22 protein-coding genes are annotated in these 21198 nt (G+C 66.7%); 8 read left to right on the top strand and 14 right to left on the bottom strand.

What is annotated here, in order from left to right:
* Positions 1-13 precede the first annotated feature (13 nt).
* From ACYQ4T_RS05350 to cysE, 11 genes are read right to left on the bottom strand one after another with little or no spacing between them, the layout of a single operon-like run.
* Positions 14-1330 carry an alpha/beta hydrolase gene (locus ACYQ4T_RS05350; RefSeq protein ID WP_459851243.1) on the bottom strand — a complete coding sequence of 439 codons (1317 nt, stop codon included), beginning with the start codon at positions 1328-1330 and terminating at the stop codon, positions 14-16.
* Complete coding sequence (gene iscX / locus ACYQ4T_RS05345; RefSeq protein WP_459851242.1) at positions 1327-1533, bottom strand: Fe-S cluster assembly protein IscX; 207 nt, start codon at positions 1531-1533, stop codon at positions 1327-1329. Before iscX ends, ACYQ4T_RS05350 begins: the two co-directional genes overlap by 4 nt.
* Positions 1534-1544: 11 nt before the next feature.
* Complete coding sequence (locus tag ACYQ4T_RS05340) at positions 1545-1880, bottom strand: ferredoxin family 2Fe-2S iron-sulfur cluster binding protein (protein ID WP_459851241.1); 336 nt, start codon at positions 1878-1880, stop codon at positions 1545-1547.
* 60 nt (positions 1881-1940) lie between these two features.
* The gene (gene hscA / locus ACYQ4T_RS05335; protein WP_459851240.1) at positions 1941-3833 is read right to left on the bottom strand and encodes a Fe-S protein assembly chaperone HscA; all 1893 of its coding nucleotides are present in this window, start codon (positions 3831-3833) and stop codon (positions 1941-1943) included.
* Positions 3830-4480, bottom strand: a complete 651-nt coding sequence (hscB, locus tag ACYQ4T_RS05330) for a Fe-S protein assembly co-chaperone HscB (protein ID WP_459851239.1) — start codon at positions 4478-4480, stop codon at positions 3830-3832. Before hscB ends, hscA begins: the two co-directional genes overlap by 4 nt.
* A gap of 24 nt (positions 4481-4504) precedes the next feature.
* A complete protein-coding gene (locus ACYQ4T_RS05325) occupies positions 4505-4921 on the bottom strand; it encodes a HesB/IscA family protein (protein WP_459851238.1) in 417 nt (138 codons plus the stop codon).
* Complete coding sequence (gene iscU / locus ACYQ4T_RS05320; RefSeq protein ID WP_459851237.1) at positions 4921-5319, bottom strand: Fe-S cluster assembly scaffold IscU; 399 nt, start codon at positions 5317-5319, stop codon at positions 4921-4923. Before iscU ends, ACYQ4T_RS05325 begins: the two co-directional genes overlap by 1 nt.
* A gap of 54 nt (positions 5320-5373) precedes the next feature.
* Positions 5374-6621, bottom strand: coding sequence for an IscS subfamily cysteine desulfurase (locus ACYQ4T_RS05315; protein ID WP_459851236.1), 1248 nt, complete (start codon positions 6619-6621; stop codon positions 5374-5376).
* Between the two features lie 31 nt (positions 6622-6652).
* Positions 6653-7771, bottom strand: a complete 1119-nt coding sequence (locus ACYQ4T_RS05310) for a cysteine desulfurase family protein (RefSeq protein WP_459851235.1) — start codon at positions 7769-7771, stop codon at positions 6653-6655.
* 11 nt (positions 7772-7782) lie between these two features.
* Entirely contained in the window at positions 7783-8310 is a 528-nt protein-coding gene (locus tag ACYQ4T_RS05305; protein ID WP_459851234.1) for an Rrf2 family transcriptional regulator, read from the bottom strand.
* A 12-nt stretch (positions 8311-8322) separates the two neighbouring features.
* Positions 8323-9111: a serine O-acetyltransferase gene (gene cysE / locus ACYQ4T_RS05300; protein WP_459851233.1), complete on the bottom strand. Its 789-nt coding sequence runs from the start codon at positions 9109-9111 to the stop codon at positions 8323-8325.
* Between the two features lie 243 nt (positions 9112-9354).
* Here cysE and ACYQ4T_RS05295 point away from each other — a divergent pair, with 243 nt between their 5' ends.
* A complete protein-coding gene (locus ACYQ4T_RS05295) occupies positions 9355-10023 on the top strand; it encodes an alpha/beta hydrolase (protein WP_459851232.1) in 669 nt (222 codons plus the stop codon).
* Here the strand turns inward: ACYQ4T_RS05295 and ACYQ4T_RS05290 are convergent, their stop codons facing one another.
* Positions 10024-11115, bottom strand: coding sequence for an anhydro-N-acetylmuramic acid kinase (locus tag ACYQ4T_RS05290; RefSeq protein WP_459851231.1), 1092 nt, complete (start codon positions 11113-11115; stop codon positions 10024-10026).
* Between the two features lie 68 nt (positions 11116-11183).
* Between ACYQ4T_RS05290 and tyrS the strand changes: the two genes are divergently transcribed.
* Positions 11184-12446 (top strand): tyrosine--tRNA ligase, encoded by a 1263-nt coding sequence (gene tyrS / locus ACYQ4T_RS05285; protein ID WP_459851230.1) that lies wholly within the window; start codon positions 11184-11186, stop codon positions 12444-12446.
* A 77-nt stretch (positions 12447-12523) separates the two neighbouring features.
* Positions 12524-13117, top strand: a complete 594-nt coding sequence (locus ACYQ4T_RS05280; protein WP_459851229.1) for an endonuclease/exonuclease/phosphatase family protein — start codon at positions 12524-12526, stop codon at positions 13115-13117.
* Here ACYQ4T_RS05280 and cls read toward each other — a convergent pair.
* Complete coding sequence (gene cls, locus ACYQ4T_RS05275; protein ID WP_459851228.1) at positions 13114-14553, bottom strand: cardiolipin synthase; 1440 nt, start codon at positions 14551-14553, stop codon at positions 13114-13116. The two genes, ACYQ4T_RS05280 and cls, sit on opposite strands and share 4 nt — an antisense overlap.
* Positions 14554-14722: 169 nt before the next feature.
* On the opposite strand from cls, the gene ACYQ4T_RS05270 reads away from it, so the two are divergent.
* From ACYQ4T_RS05270 to ACYQ4T_RS05260, 3 genes are read left to right on the top strand one after another with little or no spacing between them, the layout of a single operon-like run.
* Complete coding sequence (locus tag ACYQ4T_RS05270; protein ID WP_459851227.1) at positions 14723-15499, top strand: ABC transporter ATP-binding protein; 777 nt, start codon at positions 14723-14725, stop codon at positions 15497-15499.
* A complete protein-coding gene (locus ACYQ4T_RS05265) occupies positions 15496-17049 on the top strand; it encodes a hypothetical protein (RefSeq protein WP_459851226.1) in 1554 nt (517 codons plus the stop codon). Before ACYQ4T_RS05270 ends, ACYQ4T_RS05265 begins: the two co-directional genes overlap by 4 nt.
* A gap of 47 nt (positions 17050-17096) precedes the next feature.
* Positions 17097-18140, top strand: a complete 1044-nt coding sequence (locus tag ACYQ4T_RS05260; RefSeq protein WP_459851225.1) for a zinc-dependent alcohol dehydrogenase family protein — start codon at positions 17097-17099, stop codon at positions 18138-18140.
* Between the two features lie 121 nt (positions 18141-18261).
* Here the strand turns inward: ACYQ4T_RS05260 and ACYQ4T_RS05255 are convergent, their stop codons facing one another.
* Positions 18262-19041: a GGDEF domain-containing protein gene (locus ACYQ4T_RS05255; RefSeq protein ID WP_459851224.1), complete on the bottom strand. Its 780-nt coding sequence runs from the start codon at positions 19039-19041 to the stop codon at positions 18262-18264.
* 500 nt (positions 19042-19541) lie between these two features.
* Between ACYQ4T_RS05255 and purE the strand changes: the two genes are divergently transcribed.
* Together purE and ACYQ4T_RS05245 are read left to right on the top strand one after the other, a co-directional pair.
* Entirely contained in the window at positions 19542-20051 is a 510-nt protein-coding gene (purE, locus tag ACYQ4T_RS05250) for a 5-(carboxyamino)imidazole ribonucleotide mutase (RefSeq protein ID WP_459851223.1), read from the top strand.
* A 5-nt stretch (positions 20052-20056) separates the two neighbouring features.
* On the top strand, positions 20057-21190 hold the full coding sequence (locus ACYQ4T_RS05245; protein WP_459852036.1) for a 5-(carboxyamino)imidazole ribonucleotide synthase: 1134 nt from the start codon (positions 20057-20059) through the stop codon (positions 21188-21190).
* Positions 21191-21198: the final 8 nt, after the last annotated feature.

The following is a 21198-nucleotide window of genomic DNA, read 5'->3' as shown; positions in this document are numbered from 1 at the left end:
GAAACGGCCGCGCCTAGGCGGCCAGGATTTCCGAGATCCGGCGAAAGGGCGAAGGGTCGGCCCCCAGCCCGAATGCCGCGGAAAAATGGCCTTGGTCGCGGCGGAACAGGTTCTTCTCCGGGACCTGCCACTTGGCCGCCAGGCGCCGGCCGCCGTCGATCGGGGTGACGGTGTCGCGTTCGCCGATCAGCAGCACGATGCGGGCCGGATCCATCGGCGGCGTCGCTTCGGCATCGACGATCTTGGCCAGCGGCACGAAGCTGTTCGCGGTCCATCCGGCGGCCTCGGAGGCAACGTTGAGTCCGGCGATCACCGCCAGCGCGGAATCGAGCGCCAGGCTGCTGACCTTGTCGGTGGTGGTCAGCAGCATCAGCGCGTCGGGCCGCGCATCGGACGGCCAAGCGCCCATGCGGCCGGCGGCGACCTGGCTTGTCAACGCGCCGAGACTCATGCCGCTGAAGGCGACATGCTTCGAGCCGTTGCCGCGGGCCCAGGCTGCGATGATGCCGAACTCCTTCGCCGCCTGCGCGAGGTGACGCAGACCCGAGCTCGGCGGCGCGATGATAAAGCTCTCGCCGCCATAGAGTCCGTCGGCGACCCGGCGGTTATGGCCGGGCGCGTCCGGCAGGATGACGCGCATGCCGCGCTCGGCGAGCGAGCCGTAGCCGCGCAGGTCGCCCTTCATCATCTCGGTCTCGATTGCGAGCCCATGGCCGAAAATCAAGGTCGGCAATTCACCGGCAGGCTTCTGCTTCGGCTCATAGACATGGGCGTAGACCGCGTCGTGATCGACGCCCGGGGTCGGAAAGCGCAGCCAGTATTCGATAACGTTGCCGTTTTCGACCTCGCGGCTGCGCTCGACTTCCGGCAAGCGGTCCGGCAGGGCGAAATAGGCATCCGGGTCGGCCATCGCGCCGGCGAACTCGTCCATTACCTCGGCCGGCGTCGGAACGTCGAGCCGCACCGCCGGCAACCCATGCCGCCGCGCGAACAGGAGATAGGTGAAGCGATGGCTGAACCAGCTCTGCGCCGCCGTGCGCCGCTGGTCTTCGGCCGCCGCGGCATCGCCATTGCCGCCGAACACGGTGTCGTTCCAGCGCGCGAAAGCGGCGTCCGACTTGCGCTTCAAGTCGACGGTCTTCTTCAGCCGTTTCGCCATGCCGGGCACGCGGCCGCAATCGAGTTCATCGGCGAAGCGATCGGGGTTGCCTTGCGAGATCCCCGCGGCGGCCCAGGCACGGGACGCCGGGAAGATGCGCTTCAGGCCCCAGAGGCAGACCGGGTCGACCCAGGGCCGGGCGATCAGGCCGAGGATATAGTTGTTCTTCAATCCCGCTCCTCGAGCCAAGCCGCCTGGATGGCCTCGAGGATCTTCTCGTTCGACTTCTGCGGATCGTCTTCAAAGCCCGGCAAGGCCTGGACCCACTTCCAGAGATCGGTGAAGCGGAGATTGACCACATCCGCGTCGGGATGCGCCTCTTCCAGTTCGATGGCGATGTCCTGGACGTCCGTCCACCGCAGCTTCCTGGGCATCGGCGGTCCGGTTACTTCTCGACCATCATGTTGCGGGTCGCGGTCGGCAGCGACACGGTGAGCCCGTCGAGCTCGTCGGTCATCTTGATCTGGCAGCCGAGGCGCGAGGTGTGGGTCAGGCCGAAGGCGAGGTCGAGCATGTCCTCCTCGTCCTCGCTCGCGCCCTCGAGCACGTCGTACCATTCCGGATCGACGATCACATGGCAGGTCGAGCAGGCGAGCGAGCCCTCGCAGGCGCCCTCGAGGTCGATGTTGTTGCGATGGGCGATTTCGAGCACGGAGAGCCCGAGCGGCGCCTCGACTTCGACGCGTTCGCCACCCGGCTTAATGAAGGTCATCTTCGGCATTTCAGAGGCTCTCCAATGCCTGATTTTTCAGGCTCTTAACGACTATTACAGGCAGTTGGCCTATTCGGCGCGGTCAGTTGCCATACTGGCCTCGACCTCGTCAAGGCTATGGCCCTTCAGCGCCTGCTCCATCGCCCGGTCCATGCGGGCCTGGGCGAAGGGATGGCTGGCCTTTTCAAGGGCTTCCACCGCGGCGGCGATCCGGTCCCGATCCTCCCCCGCCATGGCCTGGCGGACTTTCCCGGAAGCGGCGTCGATCCCGGCGCGTTCCGACGGCGAAACCAGGTCGCCGTCCGACTTCAAGGCAGCGTCCAGGGCCAGCATCATCCGCTCCGCCTCGACCCGGGCCTCAATCAGCAGGCGCCGCTCCATGTCCTCGCGGGCATGGGTCAGGCTGTCCCGGAGCATATCGGCCATCTCGTCCTCGCCGAGGCCGTAGCTGGGTTTCACGGCGATCTCGGCCTTGACCCCGGTGGTCTTCTCCTGGGCGTTGACGGTCAGGAGGCCGTCGGCATCGACAGAGAAGGTGATGCGGATCCGCGCCGCGCCGGCGGCCATCGGCGGGATGCCGGTCAGCTCGAACCGGCCGAGCGACCGGCAGGCATCCACGGTCTCGCGCTCGCCCTGCAGGATGTGGATCTGCATGCCGGTCTGGCCGTCCTGGTAGGTGGTGAACTCCTGGGCCTTGGCGACCGGGATCGCGGTGTTGCGGTCGATCACCTTCTCGACGATGCCGCCCACGGTCTCGATGCCCAGCGAGAGCGGGATGACGTCGAGCAGCAAGGTATCGCCGCCGCGGGTCAGCGCCTCGGCTTGCAGAGCAGCACCCGCCGCGACCACCTCGTCAGGATTAATGTCCGAGAGCGGCTCGCGGCCGAAGAACCTCGCCACCATGCGGCGGACCAGCGGCACCCGGGTTGAACCGCCCACCAGCACCACGCCCTTCACTTCCGATACGGTGACTTGCGCGTCTTCGAGCACCTGGCGGCAGGCCCGCAGGGTGCGCGCGACCATCGGCTCGATTAGTGATTCAAATTTTGCAAGATCAATGGATTGCTGAAGATTCTTGCCGTTGATGTGAAACTTGAGCTCGGCGCTTTGCGCGCTCGTCAGCGCCTCTTTTGCGCGCCGCGTGGCGGCCAGCAGGGTCTTCGCATCGACCAGCGACGGTGACTCCGCGCCAACTTGGCTCAGAACATATTCCGCGATCGCGTGATCGAAGTCATCGCCGCCGAGCGCCGCATCGCCGCCGGTCGAGAGCACCTGGAACACGCCCTGCTGCAGCCGAAGCAGCGAGATGTCGAAGGTGCCACCGCCCAGATCGTAGACCGCGTAGAGCCCCTCGGCGCCGTGATCGAGGCCGTAAGCCAGCGCCGCCGCGGTCGGCTCGTTGACCAGGCGCAGCACCTCCAGACCGGCGAGCTTGGCGGCATCCTTGGTGGCGGCCCGGGCGGCGTCGTCGAAATAGGCCGGGACGGTGACGACCGCGCGCTCGACCGGCTGGCCGAGAGCGGCTTCGGCCCGGGCCTTGATGGCGCGCAGGATGTCGGCGGAGACCTCGACCGGGCTCATGACCCGGCTGCCGATCTTCAGCCGCACCATGCCGACCTGCTGGTCGCCGTGGATCTCGTAAGGGAGGGTGCCGGACAGTGCCTTCAGATCGGCCGCACCCCGGCCCATCAGCCGCTTCACCGAGCTCACCACCAGCTCCGGATGCCGGGTCAGTTCCGCGGCGGCGTCACGGCCGACGATCGGTTCGGCGCCGGTATAGGCGACCACCGAGGGCAGCAGGCCGTCGCCATGGTCGTCGCGGAGGATCTCGGGCTTGCCGTCCTCGGCGATCGCGGCGACCGAATTGGTGGTGCCGAGGTCGATGCCGATGGCAATGCCCCGCTCTTCCTCATGCGGCGCGGGAGTCTCGCCGGGCTCGTGGATCTGCAGCAAGGTGCTCACTGGGCATCCTCCAGCGCAATGCGGCGGGCGCGGGATTCTTCCAGGAACTTCCGCCAATACTTCATCCGGGTCGCGGCCTTGTTGGCCGCCTCGTAGTCATCCGCCGCGAAGGCCTTCGAGAGTTGGGAGAGCAAATCGATCGCCTTGGCCCCCGCCTCGACCTGCAGCTTCTCCAGGTCGTCGATGGTGGCGACCTCGGAAAGCGCCTCGCGGGCTTCCATCGCCTCCATCAGCAGCTCGGGATCGTGGACGGTCTGGTCCTTGTCGACGGCCGCGGTCTTGCCGGCCAGCTCCAGCAGGTAGGCGGCGCGGCGCAAGGGATCCTTCAGGGTCTCATAGGCCGCGTTCATCGAGACCGCCTGGGATTCGGCGATGGCGCGTTCCTTAGGCGTCTTGGTGACGAAGCGGTCGGGATGCATGGCGCGCTGGAAGCCGAGATACTGCTTTTCCAGCCGGTCGAGATCGAGATCGAAGCCGGGCTGGACACCGAGCCGCGCGAAATGATCGATCTGGCCCGGCGCCTGGACCGCGCCGCAGCTGTGGCAGAACAGCGCGCGCGCCGCGACCGGCTGCCTGCACGACCAGCAGGGCGTAACGGCGCCCGCTTCGGGCGATTGGGTGAATCGCTCGTGCCCGTTCTGCGACATGTTGGAGAAACCTATCGATGCGGCTTAGACGTGGAAGGACTCGCCGCAGCCGCAACGACCCTTTTCGTTCGGATTGCGGAAGGTGAAACCGGTCTGCAGCTTCTCCTCCACGTAATCCATTTCGGTGCCGAGGATGAACATCGTCGCCTTCGGATCGATCAGCACGGTGACGCCGTCCTGCTCGACGACGTCGTCGGCCGGACCCTTCGCATCGGCATATTCGATCGTGTAGGAGAGGCCGGAGCAGCCCTTGGTGCGGACACCGATCCGGATCCCGACCGAAGGCTTGCCACGCTTGTCCAGCAGCGCCCGCACCCGCTCGACCGCGGCGGCGGTCAGGGTGATGGCGGCCGGGCGCGGACGCGGCGCGCGGCGCGGTTTCGCGCCGGCGGCCGTCGCCTCTACGTTCGGGGCGGTCGCGCTGATCGCCTGGTCGTTCATTATTCCGCCGCCTTGTCTTTCTCTTGCTTGGTGCGGAAGTCCTTGATCGCGGCCTTGATCGCGTCCTCGGCCAGGACCGAGCAGTGGATCTTCACCGGCGGCAGCGAGAGATGCTGCGCGATCTCGGTGTTCTTGATCTGCTCCGCCTCTTCGAGGGTCTTGCCCTTCACCCACTCGGTCGCGAGCGAGCTCGAAGCGATGGCCGAGCCGCAGCCGAAGGTCTTGAACTTCGCATCGGCGATGCGCCCATCGGCGCCGACCTTGATCTGCAGCTTCATCACGTCGCCGCAGGCGGGCGCGCCGACCAGACCGGTGCCGACACCGCCTTCCTCCTTGCCGAAGGAGCCGATGTTGCGCGGGTTGTCGTAGTGATCGAGCAGCTTTTCGCTATAGGCCATGTTCTTACTCCCTCAAGATGTCGGCGATCGAAACCCTGGATTTCAAGGCTGGGCTCAGTGCTCCGCCCATTCGATCGACTTGATGTCAATTCCCTCCTGGGCCATTTCCCAGAGCGGGCTCATCTCACGCAGGCGCTTGACCGCCTGGACGATCTGCTCGACCGCATAGTCCACGTCCTGTTCGGTAGAGAAGCGGCCGAGGCCGAGACGCAGCGACGTGTGTGCCAGTTCCTCCTCCACGCCCAGCGCGCGGAGCACGTAGGACGGCTCCAGCGAAGCCGAGGTGCAGGCCGAGCCCGACGAGACAGCCAGGTCCTTGATGCCCATCATCAACCCCTCGCCTTCCACATAGGCGAAGGAGACGTTGAGATTGCCCGGGATGCGGCGGTCGAGATCGCCGTTCAGATAGATGTCCGGCAGCTGCGCCTTGAGACCGTTGAACAGCCGGTCGCGCAACACGGTCAGCCGCTCGGCTTCGGCGCCCATCTCCTTCTGCGCGATCGCGCAGGCCTCGCCGAGGCCGACGATCAGCGGGGTCGGCAGCGTGCCGGAACGGAAACCGCGCTCCTGCCCGCCGCCATGGATCATCGCTTCCATGCGCACGCGCGGCTTGCGGCGGACGAACAGCGCGCCGATGCCCTTGGGCCCGTAGATCTTGTGGCCGGAGATCGACATCAGGTCGATCTTCATCGCGTTGACGTCGAGCGGGATCTTCCCCGCGGCCTGGGCCGCGTCGGTGTGGAAGAACACGCCGCGCTCGCGGCAGATCGCCCCGATCTCGGCGATCGGCTGAATGACGCCGATCTCGTTGTTGACCGACATGATCGACACGATCGCGGTCTTGTCGGTGATCGCGGCCTTCAGCTGCTCGAGGTCGATGAGGCCGTTCTGCTGCACCGGCAGATAGGTGACCTTGAAGCCTTCGAGCTCCAGGTGCCGGCAGGAATCCAGCACGCACTTGTGCTCGGTCGCCGCCGTGATGATGTGGTCCTTGCGGTCCTTGTAGAAATGCGCGACGCCCTTCAGCGCCAGGTTGTTCGATTCCGTCGCGCCCGAGGTGAAGATGATCTCCTTCTCGTCGGCGCCGATCAGGTCGGCCACCTGCTTGCGCGCCTTCTCGACCGCCTCCTCCGACTCCCAGCCATAGGAGTGGTTGCGCGAATGCGGGTTGCCGAACTTCTCGGTGAAGTAAGGCAGCATAGCCTGCACCACGCGCGGATCGCAGGGCGTGGTCGCCTGGTAGTCGAGATAGACCGGCAGCTTTGGCCGGTTCTCGAGAGTGGGGCTGCTGTTCGTAGTCATACCGTTCATTTGTGCCTGTGACCCTTCGCGATCAAGCTGCAGGTTGGATCTGGGTTGCGACCGGCGCCTGGATCCGCTTCCAAGCCACCATGAAGGCGTCGATATCCGATTCCGTGTTGGTCTCGCCGAGGCTGATGCGCAAAGCCGTGCCGGCCTTGTCCGCATCGAAGCCCATCGCCGTCACGACAGGGCTCGGACGAACCTTGCCCGACGAGCAGGCCGAACCCGCGCTCACCGCGATGCCGGCGAGATCGAGCGCCATAACCAGGGTCTCCGCCGACTTCGCGCCGGCCGCGAAGCAGAGCGTGTTCGGCAGGCGGGCGACATCGCGGCCAAAAATGGTGACCGCCGGATCCCAATCGAGCAACCGGCGCTCCAAGGCGTCGCGCAGGCGCGCGGTCTTGGTGCCGGCCGCCGGATCGATCGCCGCGACCGCCGCGCCGAAGCCCGCGATCGCCGGCACGTTCTCGGTGCCGGCGCGCCGGCTGCGCTCCTGACCACCACCCAGCAGCAGCGCCGCGACCGGCGCGCCGTTGGTCACCAGCGCACCGACACCTTGCGGCGCGCCGAACTTATGGCCGGAGATCGTGAGCGTGTCCGCGCCTAGAGCGGCAAGGTCGACGTCGATCCGCGCCAATGCCTGCGCGGCGTCGCAATGCAGCCGCGCGCCATGTTCGTGCGCGATCGCGGCCGCAGCCGCCACCGGCTGCAGAACGCCGGTCTCGTTGTTCGCCAGCATCAGCGCGACCAGCGCCGGCCGCGCATCCTGCTGCAGCAAGCTGCGGAGATGGTCGAGATCCACCACGCCGTTGCGATCGACCTTGATCACCGCCGCACCCGCGGCCAAAGCCGGCTTCAGCACCGAATCATGCTCTATTGCCGAGACGATCAGGCGCCGCTCGCCGCGGCTCGCCAGCGCCAGCATGTTCGCTTCCGTGCCGCCGGAGGTGAAGATCACGTTCTCCACCTTGGCGCCGACGCGGCTCGCAAGACTGACGCGGGCCTCTTCCATCAGCTTGCGCGCGTTGCGGCCGAAGCCATGGACCGAGGACGGGTTGCCGACCGCTTCCAGCGCGCGCATGACGGCACGCGCGGCTTCCGGCCGAACCGGCGCCGTCGCGTTCCAATCCATGTAGATCGCGCGCTGCATGGTCTTTGCTTCTACTCCGCGGCCACGGGCGTGCTGCTGCCCGGATTGGGCGGCGTCGCGCCATTGGTCGGAACCGGGGTGATGACGGCGTCGACGCCGTCGGCCTTCACCGCGCCGGAGCGACCGAGCACACGCTTCTCGCAGACATCGGCGAGCGAGACCGAATTGAGAAAGATGTGGATCTGGTGCGAAAGCTCTTCCCAGAGATCGTGGGTCAGGCAGCGGCTCTTGTCACTGTGACAGCCGGTGCCGGAATTCGGCTTGCAGCGAGTCGCGCGGATCGGTTCATCGACCGCCATGATCGCGTCCGAAATGCGCGTGTCCTCGGCGCTGCGGGCCAGCAGGTAACCGCCGCCCGGACCGCGCACCGACTTCACCAGGCCCGCGCGCCGGAGCTTCGCGAACAGCTGCTCCAGATAGGAGAGCGAGATTTCCTGGCGCCCGGAAATGTCGGCCAGGGCGACCGGCCGGCCGTTGCTGTGGCCGGCAAGATCCACCAGCGCCATCACGGCGTAACGTCCCTTCGTGCTCAGTCTCACGGCAGGTTCTCCTTACAGGGGGCTTCTCGGCGGATAGTCGCCGATGGCCAAGGCCTTCGGGTCGTCCTCTCCGTCCGGGAATGCAGGCGCACCATTTCCATTCGTATGCACGCCATTCAGTTTTTCGGCTTCAAGCGCGGCGACCCGCGCCTGCAGCCGGGAAATATGGTCGAGCAAACCGTCGATCGCGCGCGCGACCGGGTCGGGAAGCTCGCGACCGGGGATGCCGTAGGCATCGAAATCCTTGCAGGCGTCCTTGGGCTTCACCACGCGGCCGGGGATACCGACCACGGCGACGCCCGGCGGCACGTCGCGAACCACCACCGCATTGGCGCCGACGCGGGCATTCCGGCCTACCACGATGTCGCCCAGGATCTGGGCGCCGGCACCGACGATCACCCCGTCTTCCAGGGTCGGGTGGCGCTTCACATTGACCTGCGAGGCCGAGTTGATCGAGGGCGAGATGCCGCCCAGGGTCACGTCGTGATAGAGGGTCACATCGTCGCCGACGATCGCGGTTTCGCCGATCACCACGCCCATCCCGTGGTCGATGAACAGCCGGCGGCCGATCTGGGCGCCCGGGTTGATCTCGATTCCGGTCAGGAAGCGGGAGAACTGGGAGATCAGCCGCGCCAGGGTGTAAAGGCGCGCCTTATAGATACGGTGCGCCACCCGGTGGCTGAGCACCGCCCAGAAGCAGGGATAGGCCAGGATCACCATCAGGCGCGAGCGCGCCGCGGGGTCCCGCGCCATCGTGGCGTCCACGTCTTCCGCAATCCGCTTGAAAATTCCGAGTGCCATCGTGTTTACTGTCGCGCCGCCGGGCTTAAGTGGATGGTGCTGCTCAGGTATCTGCTCGCGAGAGATCGTCGCGATTCCTGGCGGACATATAGTATCCCCGACTAACCTGGTCAAGAATTAGCGTGGCAGAGCAGCCCTGCAAGGAATGGGAAGACCCTAAATCCGAGTAAGGTAATACCGAGCCAATCCCGGGCGGCCCGACCGGCCGCCTAACTTATTGCAAGTAAAGAAAATTCACACCCAATGCCGGAAATCATTCTGAACGGGCCGGAAGGCCGCCTCGAGGGCCGCTATCAGCAGAGCGCGACTCCGAACGCGCCGATTGCCCTGATGCTGCACCCGCACCCGCAGCACGGCGGGACCATGAACAATAAGGTGGTCTATTCGCTCTACCAGAGCTTCCAGCGCCAGGGCTTCTCCGTCTTGCGCTTCAACTTTCGGGGGGTCGGACGGTCGCAGGGCAAGTTCGACCGCGGCGAGGGCGAGCTCAGCGACGCGGCGGCGGCTCTGGACTGGCTGCAGAGCTGGAACCAGAACGCGGCACAGTGCTGGATCGCCGGCTTCTCCTTCGGCGCCTGGATCGGCATGCAGCTCCTGATGCGCCGGCCGGAGATCAGCGGCTTCATCTCGGTGGCGCCGCCGGCCAATGTCTATGATTTCAGCTTCCTCGCCCCCTGCCCGTCCTCCGGCCTGATCATCCAGGGCGACCAGGACACGGTCGTGCCGCAGGAAGCGGTCGGCAAGCTGATCCAGAAGCTCAGCCACCAGCGCGGCATCAAGATCGACTACAAGGTGATCGCGGGCGCCTCGCATTTCTTCAACGAGCATCTCGACCAGCTCGCCGGCGCGGTGGACGCCTATCTCGAAACCGCCATCCCGGAAGCGGCGGCCAAGGCCCGTTCGGCGCGCTGATCAACCGGTTCTTGCAGCCCGGGTCGGCGGACGGTGCAGCCGGCCGCCGGTCGTCGGCGCTCTGACGCCGGTCGTCCCCGGAAAGCTGATCGGCAGCCCGCGCAGCGACCGCACCGCCATCAGCGCGAAGGCCTGGGCCTCGACGAGATCGCCGTCCCAGCCGATCGCCTCGATCGGATCGACCGCGCCGAGACGCGTGCGGAGCGCTTCCATCAGCACCGGGTTGTGGCGGCCGCCGCCGCAGACCAGCCAGCGTTTCGGCGCTTGCGGCAGCTGCGCGATGCCGGCCGCGATCGACGCCGCGGTGATCGCCGTCAAGGTCGCCGCGCCATCGGCCGCCGACAGCGCGCCGAGTGAAAATGCTTTAAACGCATCGCGATCGAGAGACTTCGGCGCCGCGCGCTTGAAGAACGGATTCTCAAGAAAGCGCGCGACCGCGGCTTCATCGACCCGTCCGTTCTGCGCCAGCGCGCCGTCGCGATCGACCGGCTCGCCGGTATGGCGCAACGCCCAGTCGTCGATCAGCGCATTGCCGGGCCCGGTGTCGAAGGCGATCAGCTGATCACCGTCGCCGATGAAGGTCACATTGGAGACGCCGCCGATGTTGAGCATCGCGACCGGCTTCTCCAACCCGGCCGCCAGCGCGCGGTGATAGACCGGCGCCAGCGGCGCGCCCTCGCCGCCCGCCGCCATGTCGGCGCTGCGGAAATCGTTCACCACCGGGATGCCGGTCAGCGCCGCCAGCTGCGCGCCGTCGCCGATCTGCCGGGTGCGATGCTTCTCCGGCTCGTGCAGGATGGTCTGGCCGTGGAACCCGACCACGCCGATCTCGCCCGGACGCATGCCGGCCTGCGCCACCAGGCGCAGCACCACCGCGGCATGGCGCTCGGTCAGCTCGCGCTCCAGCCCGGCCGGCGGGTCCCAATGCCCATAGGCGGATTTGAGGCGGGCGCGGAATGCCGGCTCATAAGCTTCGCCGATCCCCGGCCCGGTCTCGACGATCCGCGCGCCGTCGGTCCGGAGCAGCGCGGCGTCGATGCCGTCGCCGCTGGTGCCGCTCATCAGGCCGATGGCCCATATCGCTTCGGTCATCTTGACCTCTAGAATCAGGGTTCAGCCCCGTGTTAAACCACGGCCGCATTCAAATCCAGGCCAGACCGATGTCCACGACCTTCCAGCCGAAATCCGAGTTCCTGCGGGAGTTTATCGCCCGCGGCTTCCTGCACCAATGCACCGCGATCGAGGAGCTCGACCAAGCGGCGGCGAAGGGCGGTCTGGTGGCTTACATCGGCTTCGACGCCACGGCGGATTCGCTGCATGTCGGCTCGCTGCTGCAGATCATGATGCTGCGCCTGCTGCAGAAGACCGGGGGCAAGCCGATCGTGCTGATGGGCGGCGGCACCACCAAGGTCGGCGACCCGACCGGCCGCGACGAGAGCCGCAAGCTGCTCTCCGCCGAGGACATCAACCGCAACATCGAGGGCATCAAGAAGGTCTTCGGCCAGTTCCTGAAGTTCGGCGACGGCCCGACCGATGCGGTCATGGTCAACAACGCCGACTGGCTCGACAAGCTGAACTATCTCGACTTCCTGCGTGATTACGGCCGGCATTTCTCGGTCAACCGCATGCTGGCCTTCGATTCGGTGAAGATCCGGCTGGAGCGCGAGCAGCCGCTGACTTTCCTCGAGTTCAACTACATGATCCTCCAGGCCTACGACTTCCTGGAGCTGGCGCGGCGCTTCAGATGCAAGCTGCAAATCGGTGGCTCGGATCAATGGGGCAACATCGTCAATGGCGTTGAGCTCGGGCGCCGGGTCGATGACCTGGAGCTCTACGGCCTGACCACGCCGCTGATCACGCTGGCCTCCGGCGCCAAGATGGGCAAGACCGCCTCCGGCGCGGTCTGGCTCAACGAGGAGAAGCTGCCCGCCTATGACTACTGGCAGTTCTGGCGCAACGTCGAAGACGCCGATGTCGGGCGCTTCCTGCGCCTGTTCACCGACCTGCCGGAAGCCGAAGTCGCGCGACTGGAAAAGCTGCAGGGCTCCGAGATCAACGCCGCGAAGATCGTGCTGGCGAACGAAGCGACGCGGATGTGCCGCGGCGCGGCAGCGGCCGAAGCCGCCCAGGCCACCGCGCAGAAGACCTTCGTCGAAGGCGGTCTCGGCGCCGATCTGCCGGTGATCGAGGTCCCGCAGGCGGAGCTCGAAGCCGGCATCGCGGCCTTCGCCCTGCTGGTGCGGGCGGGGCTCGCCGCCTCGAACGGCGAGGCGCGCCGGATCATCAAGGGCGCCGGCGCCAGACTGAACGACGAGACCATCGCCGACGAGAACCGGAAGATATCGCTGGCCGACCGCAACGCCGAGGGCGTCATCAAGCTGTCCTTCGGCAAGAAGAAACACGTCGTCGTTAGGGCCAGCTGAAGCCGAGGCCGATCCGCAGGCTGCGGAACGCCAGGTCGACGCCCGGGTTGATACCGAAGGGGCAGGGGTAGACGACCTTGAAAGTCATCAGCTGGAATCTTTGGCATCGCGGCGGCGCGGTGCGGGATCATCTCGCCGCGCTGATCGAGGCGGAGCATCCGGACCTGCTGTTGATGCAGGAGGCGAAATCCTCGCTCGCGCATCTGACCGAGCTGGTCGGCGGCCACTTCCACTTCCTGCCCCTGCCGAAGCGGGTCTATGGCCTGGGCGCCTGGACACCGCACGAGATCCCGGAACCGGGCTTCGTCGAGCTGCCGAGCTCCAACCTGCCCGGCCGGGTGCCGCCGCGCCTGGCGCAGCTGCTGCGGGTGAAGGCGATCGACTTCGCCAACGTGCATCTCTCGCACGGCCAATTGCTGAATCGCCGCCAGTTGCGCACCGCGGCCGACCGGCTGCACGGACCGGCGGCAATCATCGGCGACTACAACGCGGTCGGGCAGATCCGGCTCCAGGGCTTCCACGACGCGGGCCCGCGCGAGCGCACGCACAAATACCGCACTCGGCTCGACCGCTGCTTCGTGCGCCAGCTGCATTGCCACCACCCGACCGTGCTCGACCGCGGTCCCTCCGACCACCATCCGATCCGGATGGAACTGGCGCCGGCGCCTTAGAGATAGGGCAGCAGCAGCCGGACCGCGCGGTTGCGCAACCGCACCAGGAACGGGCGCGCGTATAGCCATTTCAGGGTGACCTCGTTGCCCTGACGCGCGGCGATCTTCTCCGAGAGCAGGCCGGAGAAGTCCGGGTCATAGATCTCCATGTTGAGCTCGAAGTTGAGCCGCAGGCTGCGCTGGTCCCAGTTGGCGCTGCCGACCAGCGACCAGCCGCCGTCGATGGTCATGAGCTTGGAATGCTCGAAGGGCTGCGGCGCGCGCCAGACCCGGACGCCGGCGACCAGCAGCGGCGCGATATGCGCCATCACCGCCCAGTCCATGATCTTGTGGTCGCTGTTTTCCGGGATCACGATGTCCACATCGACGCCGCGCATGGCGGCGAGTTCCAGCGCCGCGACCAAACGCTCGTCGGGCAGAAAGTAGGGCGTGATGATCTTGATCGAGCGCTGCGCCGAACCGATCGCCTGCAGGAACATGAATTCGATCTTCTCCAGGTCCTGGTCCGGGCCGGATGTCACCACCCGCGCCAAGGCCGGGCCGCAGGGCGGGCTTTCGGGGAACCAGGTCAGCCCCCGGAGCTCCTCGCCGGTGGCAAACTCCCAATCGGTCACGAAGGCCTCGGTGATCTGCTCGACCACCGGACCACGCACCTCGAAATGCATGTCGCGCACTGCGGTTCTCGGATCGCAGGCCTTCAGGTTTTCCGCGCCGATGTTGAGACCGCCGATGAACCCGCGCTTGCCGTCCACCACCAGGATCTTCTTGTGGTTCCGGAGATTGAGGAAGGCCATCCGCCAGGGCAGCCAGGAATGCAGGAAGCGGGCAACCTTGACGCCGCCGCGCTGCAGCCGGAACACGGCCATCGAGAAGATGTAACCGCTGCCCACGCCGTCGATGATCACGCGGACCTCGACGCCACGGCGCTTGGCCGCGATCAACGCTTCGATGAACGGCGTCCCGGCCTCGTCCGCCGTGAAGATGTAGCTGGACAGGCCGATGGTTATCCTGGCTTCGGCGATCGCCTGCAGCATCACCGGATAGGCTTCGTCGCCGTTCCGCATCGCGGTGACTCTGTTGCCGGCCAGCGTCGGCCGACGCGTCAGGACGCCGACCGCCCGCTCCAAGGCGGCGTATTTCTCGCTGCGCAAGGCGCCGATCGGGGGCGGCGGCGGACGCCGCGCGGCATAGCGCCGGCTGATCCGATAAGCGCGCCGCCGGACCCGGTTGATGCCGAACATCCAGTAGAGCGCGGGGCCGATGATCGGCGAGAGCCAGGCCAGCCCCATCCAGCCGATCGCCGCGGCGACGTCGCGCTTGTGCAGCAGGACATGAACGGTGACGGCCACGGCCAAGCCCACATGCAGGGCCGTGCCGATGATGGCGCCGTAGGCATTCCAGAAATGCTGAAACACCCAGAGACTGAAAGATGCCATTCGCGCCCGCCCTGCCGCCCGAGACCGAAACAACACTCCGGCGCTGCGGAAGTTACTTCGGACCGTCGGGACGGCACAATTGCAAACCTTGTTAAGGGCTTGGCAATAGTGACAGGGCTCAATGGACCCGGCATTCTGGGCTGAGAGCGACAGCATGATCGTGCGGGAAATGGATTCGAACCGAGGCGGCGGTGGGTCTGAAAGCGCGCTGGCCGTCAACGGCCTGCGCAAGGTCTTCCAGCGGCCGGCGGTCGATGGGCTCGATCTCATGATCCGGCGCGGCGAGTTTTACGCCCTGCTCGGCCCGAACGGCGCCGGCAAGACCACGACGCTCCGGATGGTCGCCGGGCTGATGAAGCCGGATGCCGGCAGCGTTTCCATCTTCGGCATCGATGCCCTGGCCCAGCCGAACGCCGCCAAGCAGATCACCGCCTGGGTCAGCGACGAGCCGATGATCTATGACAAGCTGACCCCGCTCGAATACCTCGCCTTCGTCGCCGGACTCTGGGGCGTCGATCCGAAACTGGCCGAGACCAATGCACGCGACCTGCTGCGCTGGCTTGAGCTCGCGCCGAACGCCGACGAACGCTGCGAAGGCTTCTCCAAGGGCATGCGGCAGAAGGTGGCCCTGGCCGGCGCCCTGGTCCACGACCCGAAGCTGATCATCCTCGACGAGCCGCTGACCGGCCTCGATGCGCGTGCCGCGCGGCTGGTGAAGGACGTGCTGCTGGAGAAAGTGCGCCAGGGCCGGACCGTCATCATGACCACCCATATTCTGGAAGTCGCCGAGCGCATGGCCGAACGGATCGGCGTCATCTCCCGCGGCAAGCTGATCGCCGAGGGCACGCTGGACGAGCTGCGGCACCAGGCCGGATCCAAGCTCGGCGACACCAGCCTCGAAGACGTGTTCCTCACCCTGGTCTCCGACGAAGAGCCTGCACGATGAATGGAGCTGCGACGCATCCGCGCTCGCTGGTCTGGCTGGCGCGGCAGGAAAGCCGCCTCTCCTGGCGCGACCTCATCTGGCTGATGACCGCCGGCTATCGCTGGCGCGGCCGCTCGGTGGTGATCTGGCTGCTGGTCGTCGCAATCATCATGCATGTCATCGCCTGGGGCATGGTGGCGCGCTACGCCGGGATCGGCCTCGGCGCCGGCATCGGATCCCTCACCGCGATCACCGGCAGCATCGGCCTCGCCTTTTTCCTGATGCTGTCCCAGGCGCTCGAACAGGTGACGCGCCTGTTCTACGGCCGCGGCGATCTCGATCTGCTGAAATCCTCACCGGTCTCGCTGCGCCGCGTGCTTGGCCTGCGCGTGCTCTCGGTCGCCACCTCGACCTGCGCCATGACGGTTTTCGTAGCCGGTCCCTTCATCAACGTGCTCACCTTCGAAGGCGGGCCGCGCTGGCTCTGCGGCTATGGCGTCGCCATCGCCGGCGGCCTCGGCGCCTCGGGCATCGCGCTGGTCCTGACCTCGGCCTTGTTCGATCTGATGGGCGCAAGGCGCACACGGCTCGCCGCCCAGATCGTCGCGGCGGTGATCGGCTCGGCCTTCATCATCGCGATCCAGGTGGTGGCCATCGTCTCGATCGGCACCATGTCGCAATCGGCCTTTTTCCATTCGGAATCGGTGATTGCCCATGCGCCGGACCTCGACAGCCCGTTCTGGCTGCCGGCCCGCGCCATCCTCGGCGATCCGATTCCGCTGATCGGCGTCCTGATCATTGGCACCGCAATCTTCGCCGTGCCGGTGCTGCTGCTGGCCGGTCGGCTCGGCGACTACGCCATGGCGGCCGCCAGCGCCGATCACGCGCTCGGCCACAGCACGCGCGTCGGCTTCACCACGCTCTTCCTCGGCCGCTTCCGCCAGAGCAGCAGCGCGCAGCTGCTGCGCCGCAAGGAATGGGTGCTGCTGCTGCGCGATCCCTGGCTCGCCTCGCAGAGCCTGATGCAGCTCCTTTACCTTATTCCACCGGCGATCTTCCTCTGGCGCTCGTACGGCGAAACGCAAGGCGCGCTGATCGTGCTGGCGCCGGTGCTCACCATGGCGGCGGGTCAGCTCGGCGGCGGCCTGGCCTGGCTGGCAGTCTCCGGCGAGGACGCGCCGGATCTGATCGCCTCGGCGCCGATCACCGAGCGCCGCATGATTCTCGCCAAGGTGCAGTCGGTGCTGCTGGCGATCATGCTGGTCTTCGCGCCTTTCCTGATCGCCATGGCGGGGCGCTCGCTCAAGATTGCCGGCATCGTCGCCGTCGGCATCGCCGTCGCGGCCACTTCCTCGACCCTGATTCAGGTCTGGTTTCGCAGCCAGGCCAAGCGCCGCTATTTCCGCCGCCGCCAGACCTCGTCGCGGATCGCAACGTTCGCCGAAGCCTTCTCCTCGGTCGCCTGGGCCGGCAGCGCCGCCATCGCCGCCGGCGGCTCCTGGGTCGCGATCGGCCCGACGGTAATCGCGCTGATGGTGCTGGCGGGGGCGTGGATCATCAGACCTAAGTGACGGCGCGCGCGTCTGCCTATAGTCCCGTCAGAAGAAGAGAGAACATCATGCGCGCCGCCGTCATCGCGACCTTTAGCAAGCCCCTCGTCGTCCGCGATGTCGACGAACCCGCCTGCCCGCCCGATGGCGCCATCGTCAGCGTGAAGGCCTGCGGCGTCTGCCGTTCCGACTGGCATGCCTGGACCGGCGCCGATCCGGACGTCTCGGCGCCGCACGTCCCCGGGCATGAATTTGCCGGCGTGGTTGAAGAGGTCGGCCGCGACTGCCGGCGCTTCCGGCGCGGCGACCGCGTCACCGCGCCCTTCATCCTCGCCTGCGGCCGATGCCCGGACTGCGTCGGCGGCGATCCGACGGTGTGCAATCACCAGCATGTGGTCGGCTTTTCCTCCTGGGGCGCCTTCGCCGAACGCATCGCCGTGCCGCGCGCCGATTTCAACGTGGTGCAGCTGCCGGAGACGATCGGCTTCACCGCGGCGGCCGGCATGGGCTGCCGCGTCACCACCTCGTTCCGCGCCGTCGTCGATCGCGCCAAGCTACAGCCGGGTGAATGGCTGGCGATCCATGGCGCCGGCGGCGTCGGCCTCTCGGCGCTACTGATCGGAAACGCGATCGGCGCTTCGGTCCTGGCCATCGACGTCAACGAGGATGCGCTGGCCCTGGCCCAAGCGCTCGGCGCCACCAAGACTCTCAATGTCTCCGGCATCGCCGATGTCGGCGCCGCTGTCCGTGAGGCGACCAACGGCGGCGCGCATGTGTCGCTGGATGCGCTTGGAATCACCGCGACCTTCCACAACTCGATCCGTGGCTTGAGGAAGCTCGGCCGTCATGTGCAGATCGGTATGCCTTTGGGCCGCCACGCCGAGCCGACCATTCCGCTGCTGGAGCTGGTCTATTCGCGCCAGATCAGCGTCATGGGCACGCGCGGCATTCCCGCGAGCCGCTTTCCCGCGCTGTTCGAGATGATCGCCGCCGGCCATCTCGACCCGGCGCGGCTGGTCACCCACACGATTTCATTGGTGGAGGCCGGCGCGGCCTTGGCGGCGATGAACGGCTATACCGGCGCCGGCATCACGGTGATCGATAAATTCTAGGTACGGTTAGCGCCGCGCTGTCTCAGCTGCTCATACAGACAAGCCAGTCATGCCAAAGCTTGGCCTTGGGATGACGACCGAGTATGTGACAAGGATGGAGATTCTATCCCAGGACGCTGAGCTAGCTTTCGCCCGTGCCGCCGCGCGGCGGCTTGCCTTCGTAGTGCTTCTTCTTCTCTTTATACATCGAGGCATCGGCCTGGCTGAGCGCGTCGTCGGCCGACTGCTCGCTGGAGAACTGGTGGATGCCGACCGCGCAGGAGAGCGTGATCTCGTTACCCTCCCAGACCATCGGCGAGACCTTGATCACGTCGAGCAGGTGCTGCGCCTTCTCTTCCGCCTGCGGCCGATCGGCCTGGGCCAGGATGACGCCGAACTCGTCGCCGCCGAGGCGACCGACCACGTCGGAATCGCGGACGTTGTTGACCAGCAGGGTCGCGAAATGCTGCAGCACCGCGTCACCCGCGGCATGGCCGAAGCGGTCGTTGATGACCTTCATGCCGTTCAAGTCGAAATAGAGCACCGAGCCCGGCGAGCCATAGCGCTCGGAATAGGAAATGAGCCGCGTCAACTCGCGCACGAAGGCGCGGCGGTTGGCGATCGGCAGCATCGCATCCTCGTCGGCGAGGCGCTCTAGATGGTTGATGCGCTTGCGGGTCCGCTGCAGCTCGTCGCGCAGATGCGCGACTTCATCCAACAGGGTCTGCAGGGCAGCGCGAACCGCAGGCGAAAGCTCGGTTTCGGTCAGGCCCAGGAACGTGGCGGTGTCGACCGGTTCGGCGTGGGAGACGTCCTCGGTCTTGGCGACGGATTCGGCGGCGCTCTTCTTCGCAACCTTGGCGACCGGACGGGGTCCGACCACCGCGCCTGCGCCGGGTATCGCCTTTTCACGAACTCTCATCCTGCCGCCTCGCCCCAACCTTTCGCAGTGGAGCTGCCCGTTCTGGCCCGAGGCGGTCTTCCGACCCCGGTTACCTGTCTCGTCCCCGCCCCCCTACCACAGGGATGCACCCCACGGATGCCCGGCGGAATTTCAGCACAGAAATCCTATTCGACCGTAGTTAACAGCGGCTTAACCCCGGCAAAAATTGCAGCCTCGGCGGCCATCCGGTTTCGAATGCCACCGCCAGGATGATGCGCGATTCGAGCGCGCCGCGCCATGGGCCCGGGCGGCGCGCAATAATCCAGTGCCGTCAAATGCTTGGCTTGTGTTCCTGGGTTCGCTACCTATAATCCCGCCTTCGCCGTCGGGAGTGGATCGAGGACATGGCCATCGCCAAAGCGTCAAAAAAGCCGGAGCTGAAAAAAGCCTCGGTTCGTTCCCCCATGGAACGCAACGCTGCGGCGAAGCGCCGCGCGCCGCGTCGATCCTCCTCCAGTCGGCCTTTGGTCGGGATCATCATGGGCAGCCAGTCGGACTGGCAGACCATGCACCATGCCGCGACCATCCTGGAGCAGCTCGGCGTCCCCCATGAGACCCGGATCGTCTCCGCCCACCGCACCCCGCGCCGGATGATCGACTATGCCGAAACCGCCAAGTCCCGCGGTATCAAGGTGATCATCGCCGGCGCCGGCGGCGCCGCGCATCTGCCCGGCATGACCGCCTCGCTGACCGACCTGCCGGTGCTGGGCGTGCCGGTCGAATCCGCCGCCTTGAAGGGCCAGGACAGCCTGCTCTCGATCGTGCAGATGCCGGCCGGCGTGCCGGTCGGGACCCTGGCGATCGGCCGGGCCGGCGCGGTCAATGCCGGCCTGCTCGCCGCCTCGATCCTGGCGCTCTCCGATCCGAAGCTCGCGGCCAAGCTCACAGCCTACCGTAAGCGCCAGACCGCCGAGGTCGCGCATCATCCGGTGCATGCTTCGGCCCACGGGGCGTCGGCCCATGCTTCTCCAGGAGCGGGGGCGCATTGAACACGATGAACCCCGCCGGTCCGAAAACCGCCGATGAGAACCAGGTCATCGCGCCCGGCGGCGTGATCGGGATCTTGGGCGGCGGCCAGCTCGGCCGCATGACGGCGATGGCGGCCGCCCGCCTCGGCTATCGCGTCCACACCTTCTGCCCGGACCGCAATTCACCCGCCTCGCATGTCTCCTGGCACAACACCGTCGCGGCCTATGACAACAAGTCGGCGCTGAAGGCCTTTGCCGAGAGCGTCGATGTCGTCACCTTCGAGTTCGAGAACATCCCTTCGTCGACCACCGAATATCTGGCGGCGCTGAAACCGACCCGGCCGAAGCCGAACGTGCTCTACCTCACCCAGGAACGCCTGCGCGAGAAGCGGTTCCTGGCGTCGATCAACGTACCGACCACCAAGTTTCTCGACGTTGGGCGCCAGGAGGCCCTGGAATCCGCGGTGAAGGCGCTCGGCCGCCCGGCGATCCTGAAATCTGCCGAGTTCGGCTATGACGGCAAGGGCCAGGTCCGCATCGACGGCGATATGGACCTGTTCGAGGCCTGGGTGAAGATGGGTGGCGAGGTCGGCATCCTCGAGGCCTATGTCGATTTCGTGCGCGAAATCTCGGTGATCGTCGCCCGCGCCCCCGACGGCGCCACCGCGATCTACCAGCCGGTCGAGAACCAGCACAAGAACCACATCCTCGACGTAACCCTGGTGCCGGCGCGCATTTCTCAGGCAGTGGCCGGCCGCGCCGAGGCGATCGCGCGCCACATCGCCAACGAGATCGGCCTCGTGGGCCTCCTCGCGGTCGAGATGTTCGTGACCCATAACGACGAGGTGCTGGTCAACGAGCTCGCCCCGCGGCCGCACAATTCCGGCCATTGGACCATCGACGGCTGCGTCACCAGCCAGTTCGAGCAGTTCGTGCGCGCGGTCTGCGGCCTGCCCTTGGGCTCGACCGAGCGCCATTCCGACGCCGTGATGAAGAACCTGATCGGCGACGACGTGAACGGCTGGAAAGAGCTCCTGAACGACCCGACCGTGAAGCTCCACCTCTACGGCAAGACCGAGGCCCGCCCCGGCCGCAAGATGGGCCACTACACCCGCCTCCTGCCCAAGGCCGGGGTGCGCAACGGCGACGACCGGCGGTGAGGCGCGGA

Source organism: Dongia sp. agr-C8 (assembly GCF_054658695.1).
Note: the sequence above shows the minus strand (reverse complement) of the source record. Positions and strands in the feature narration are given on the sequence as shown.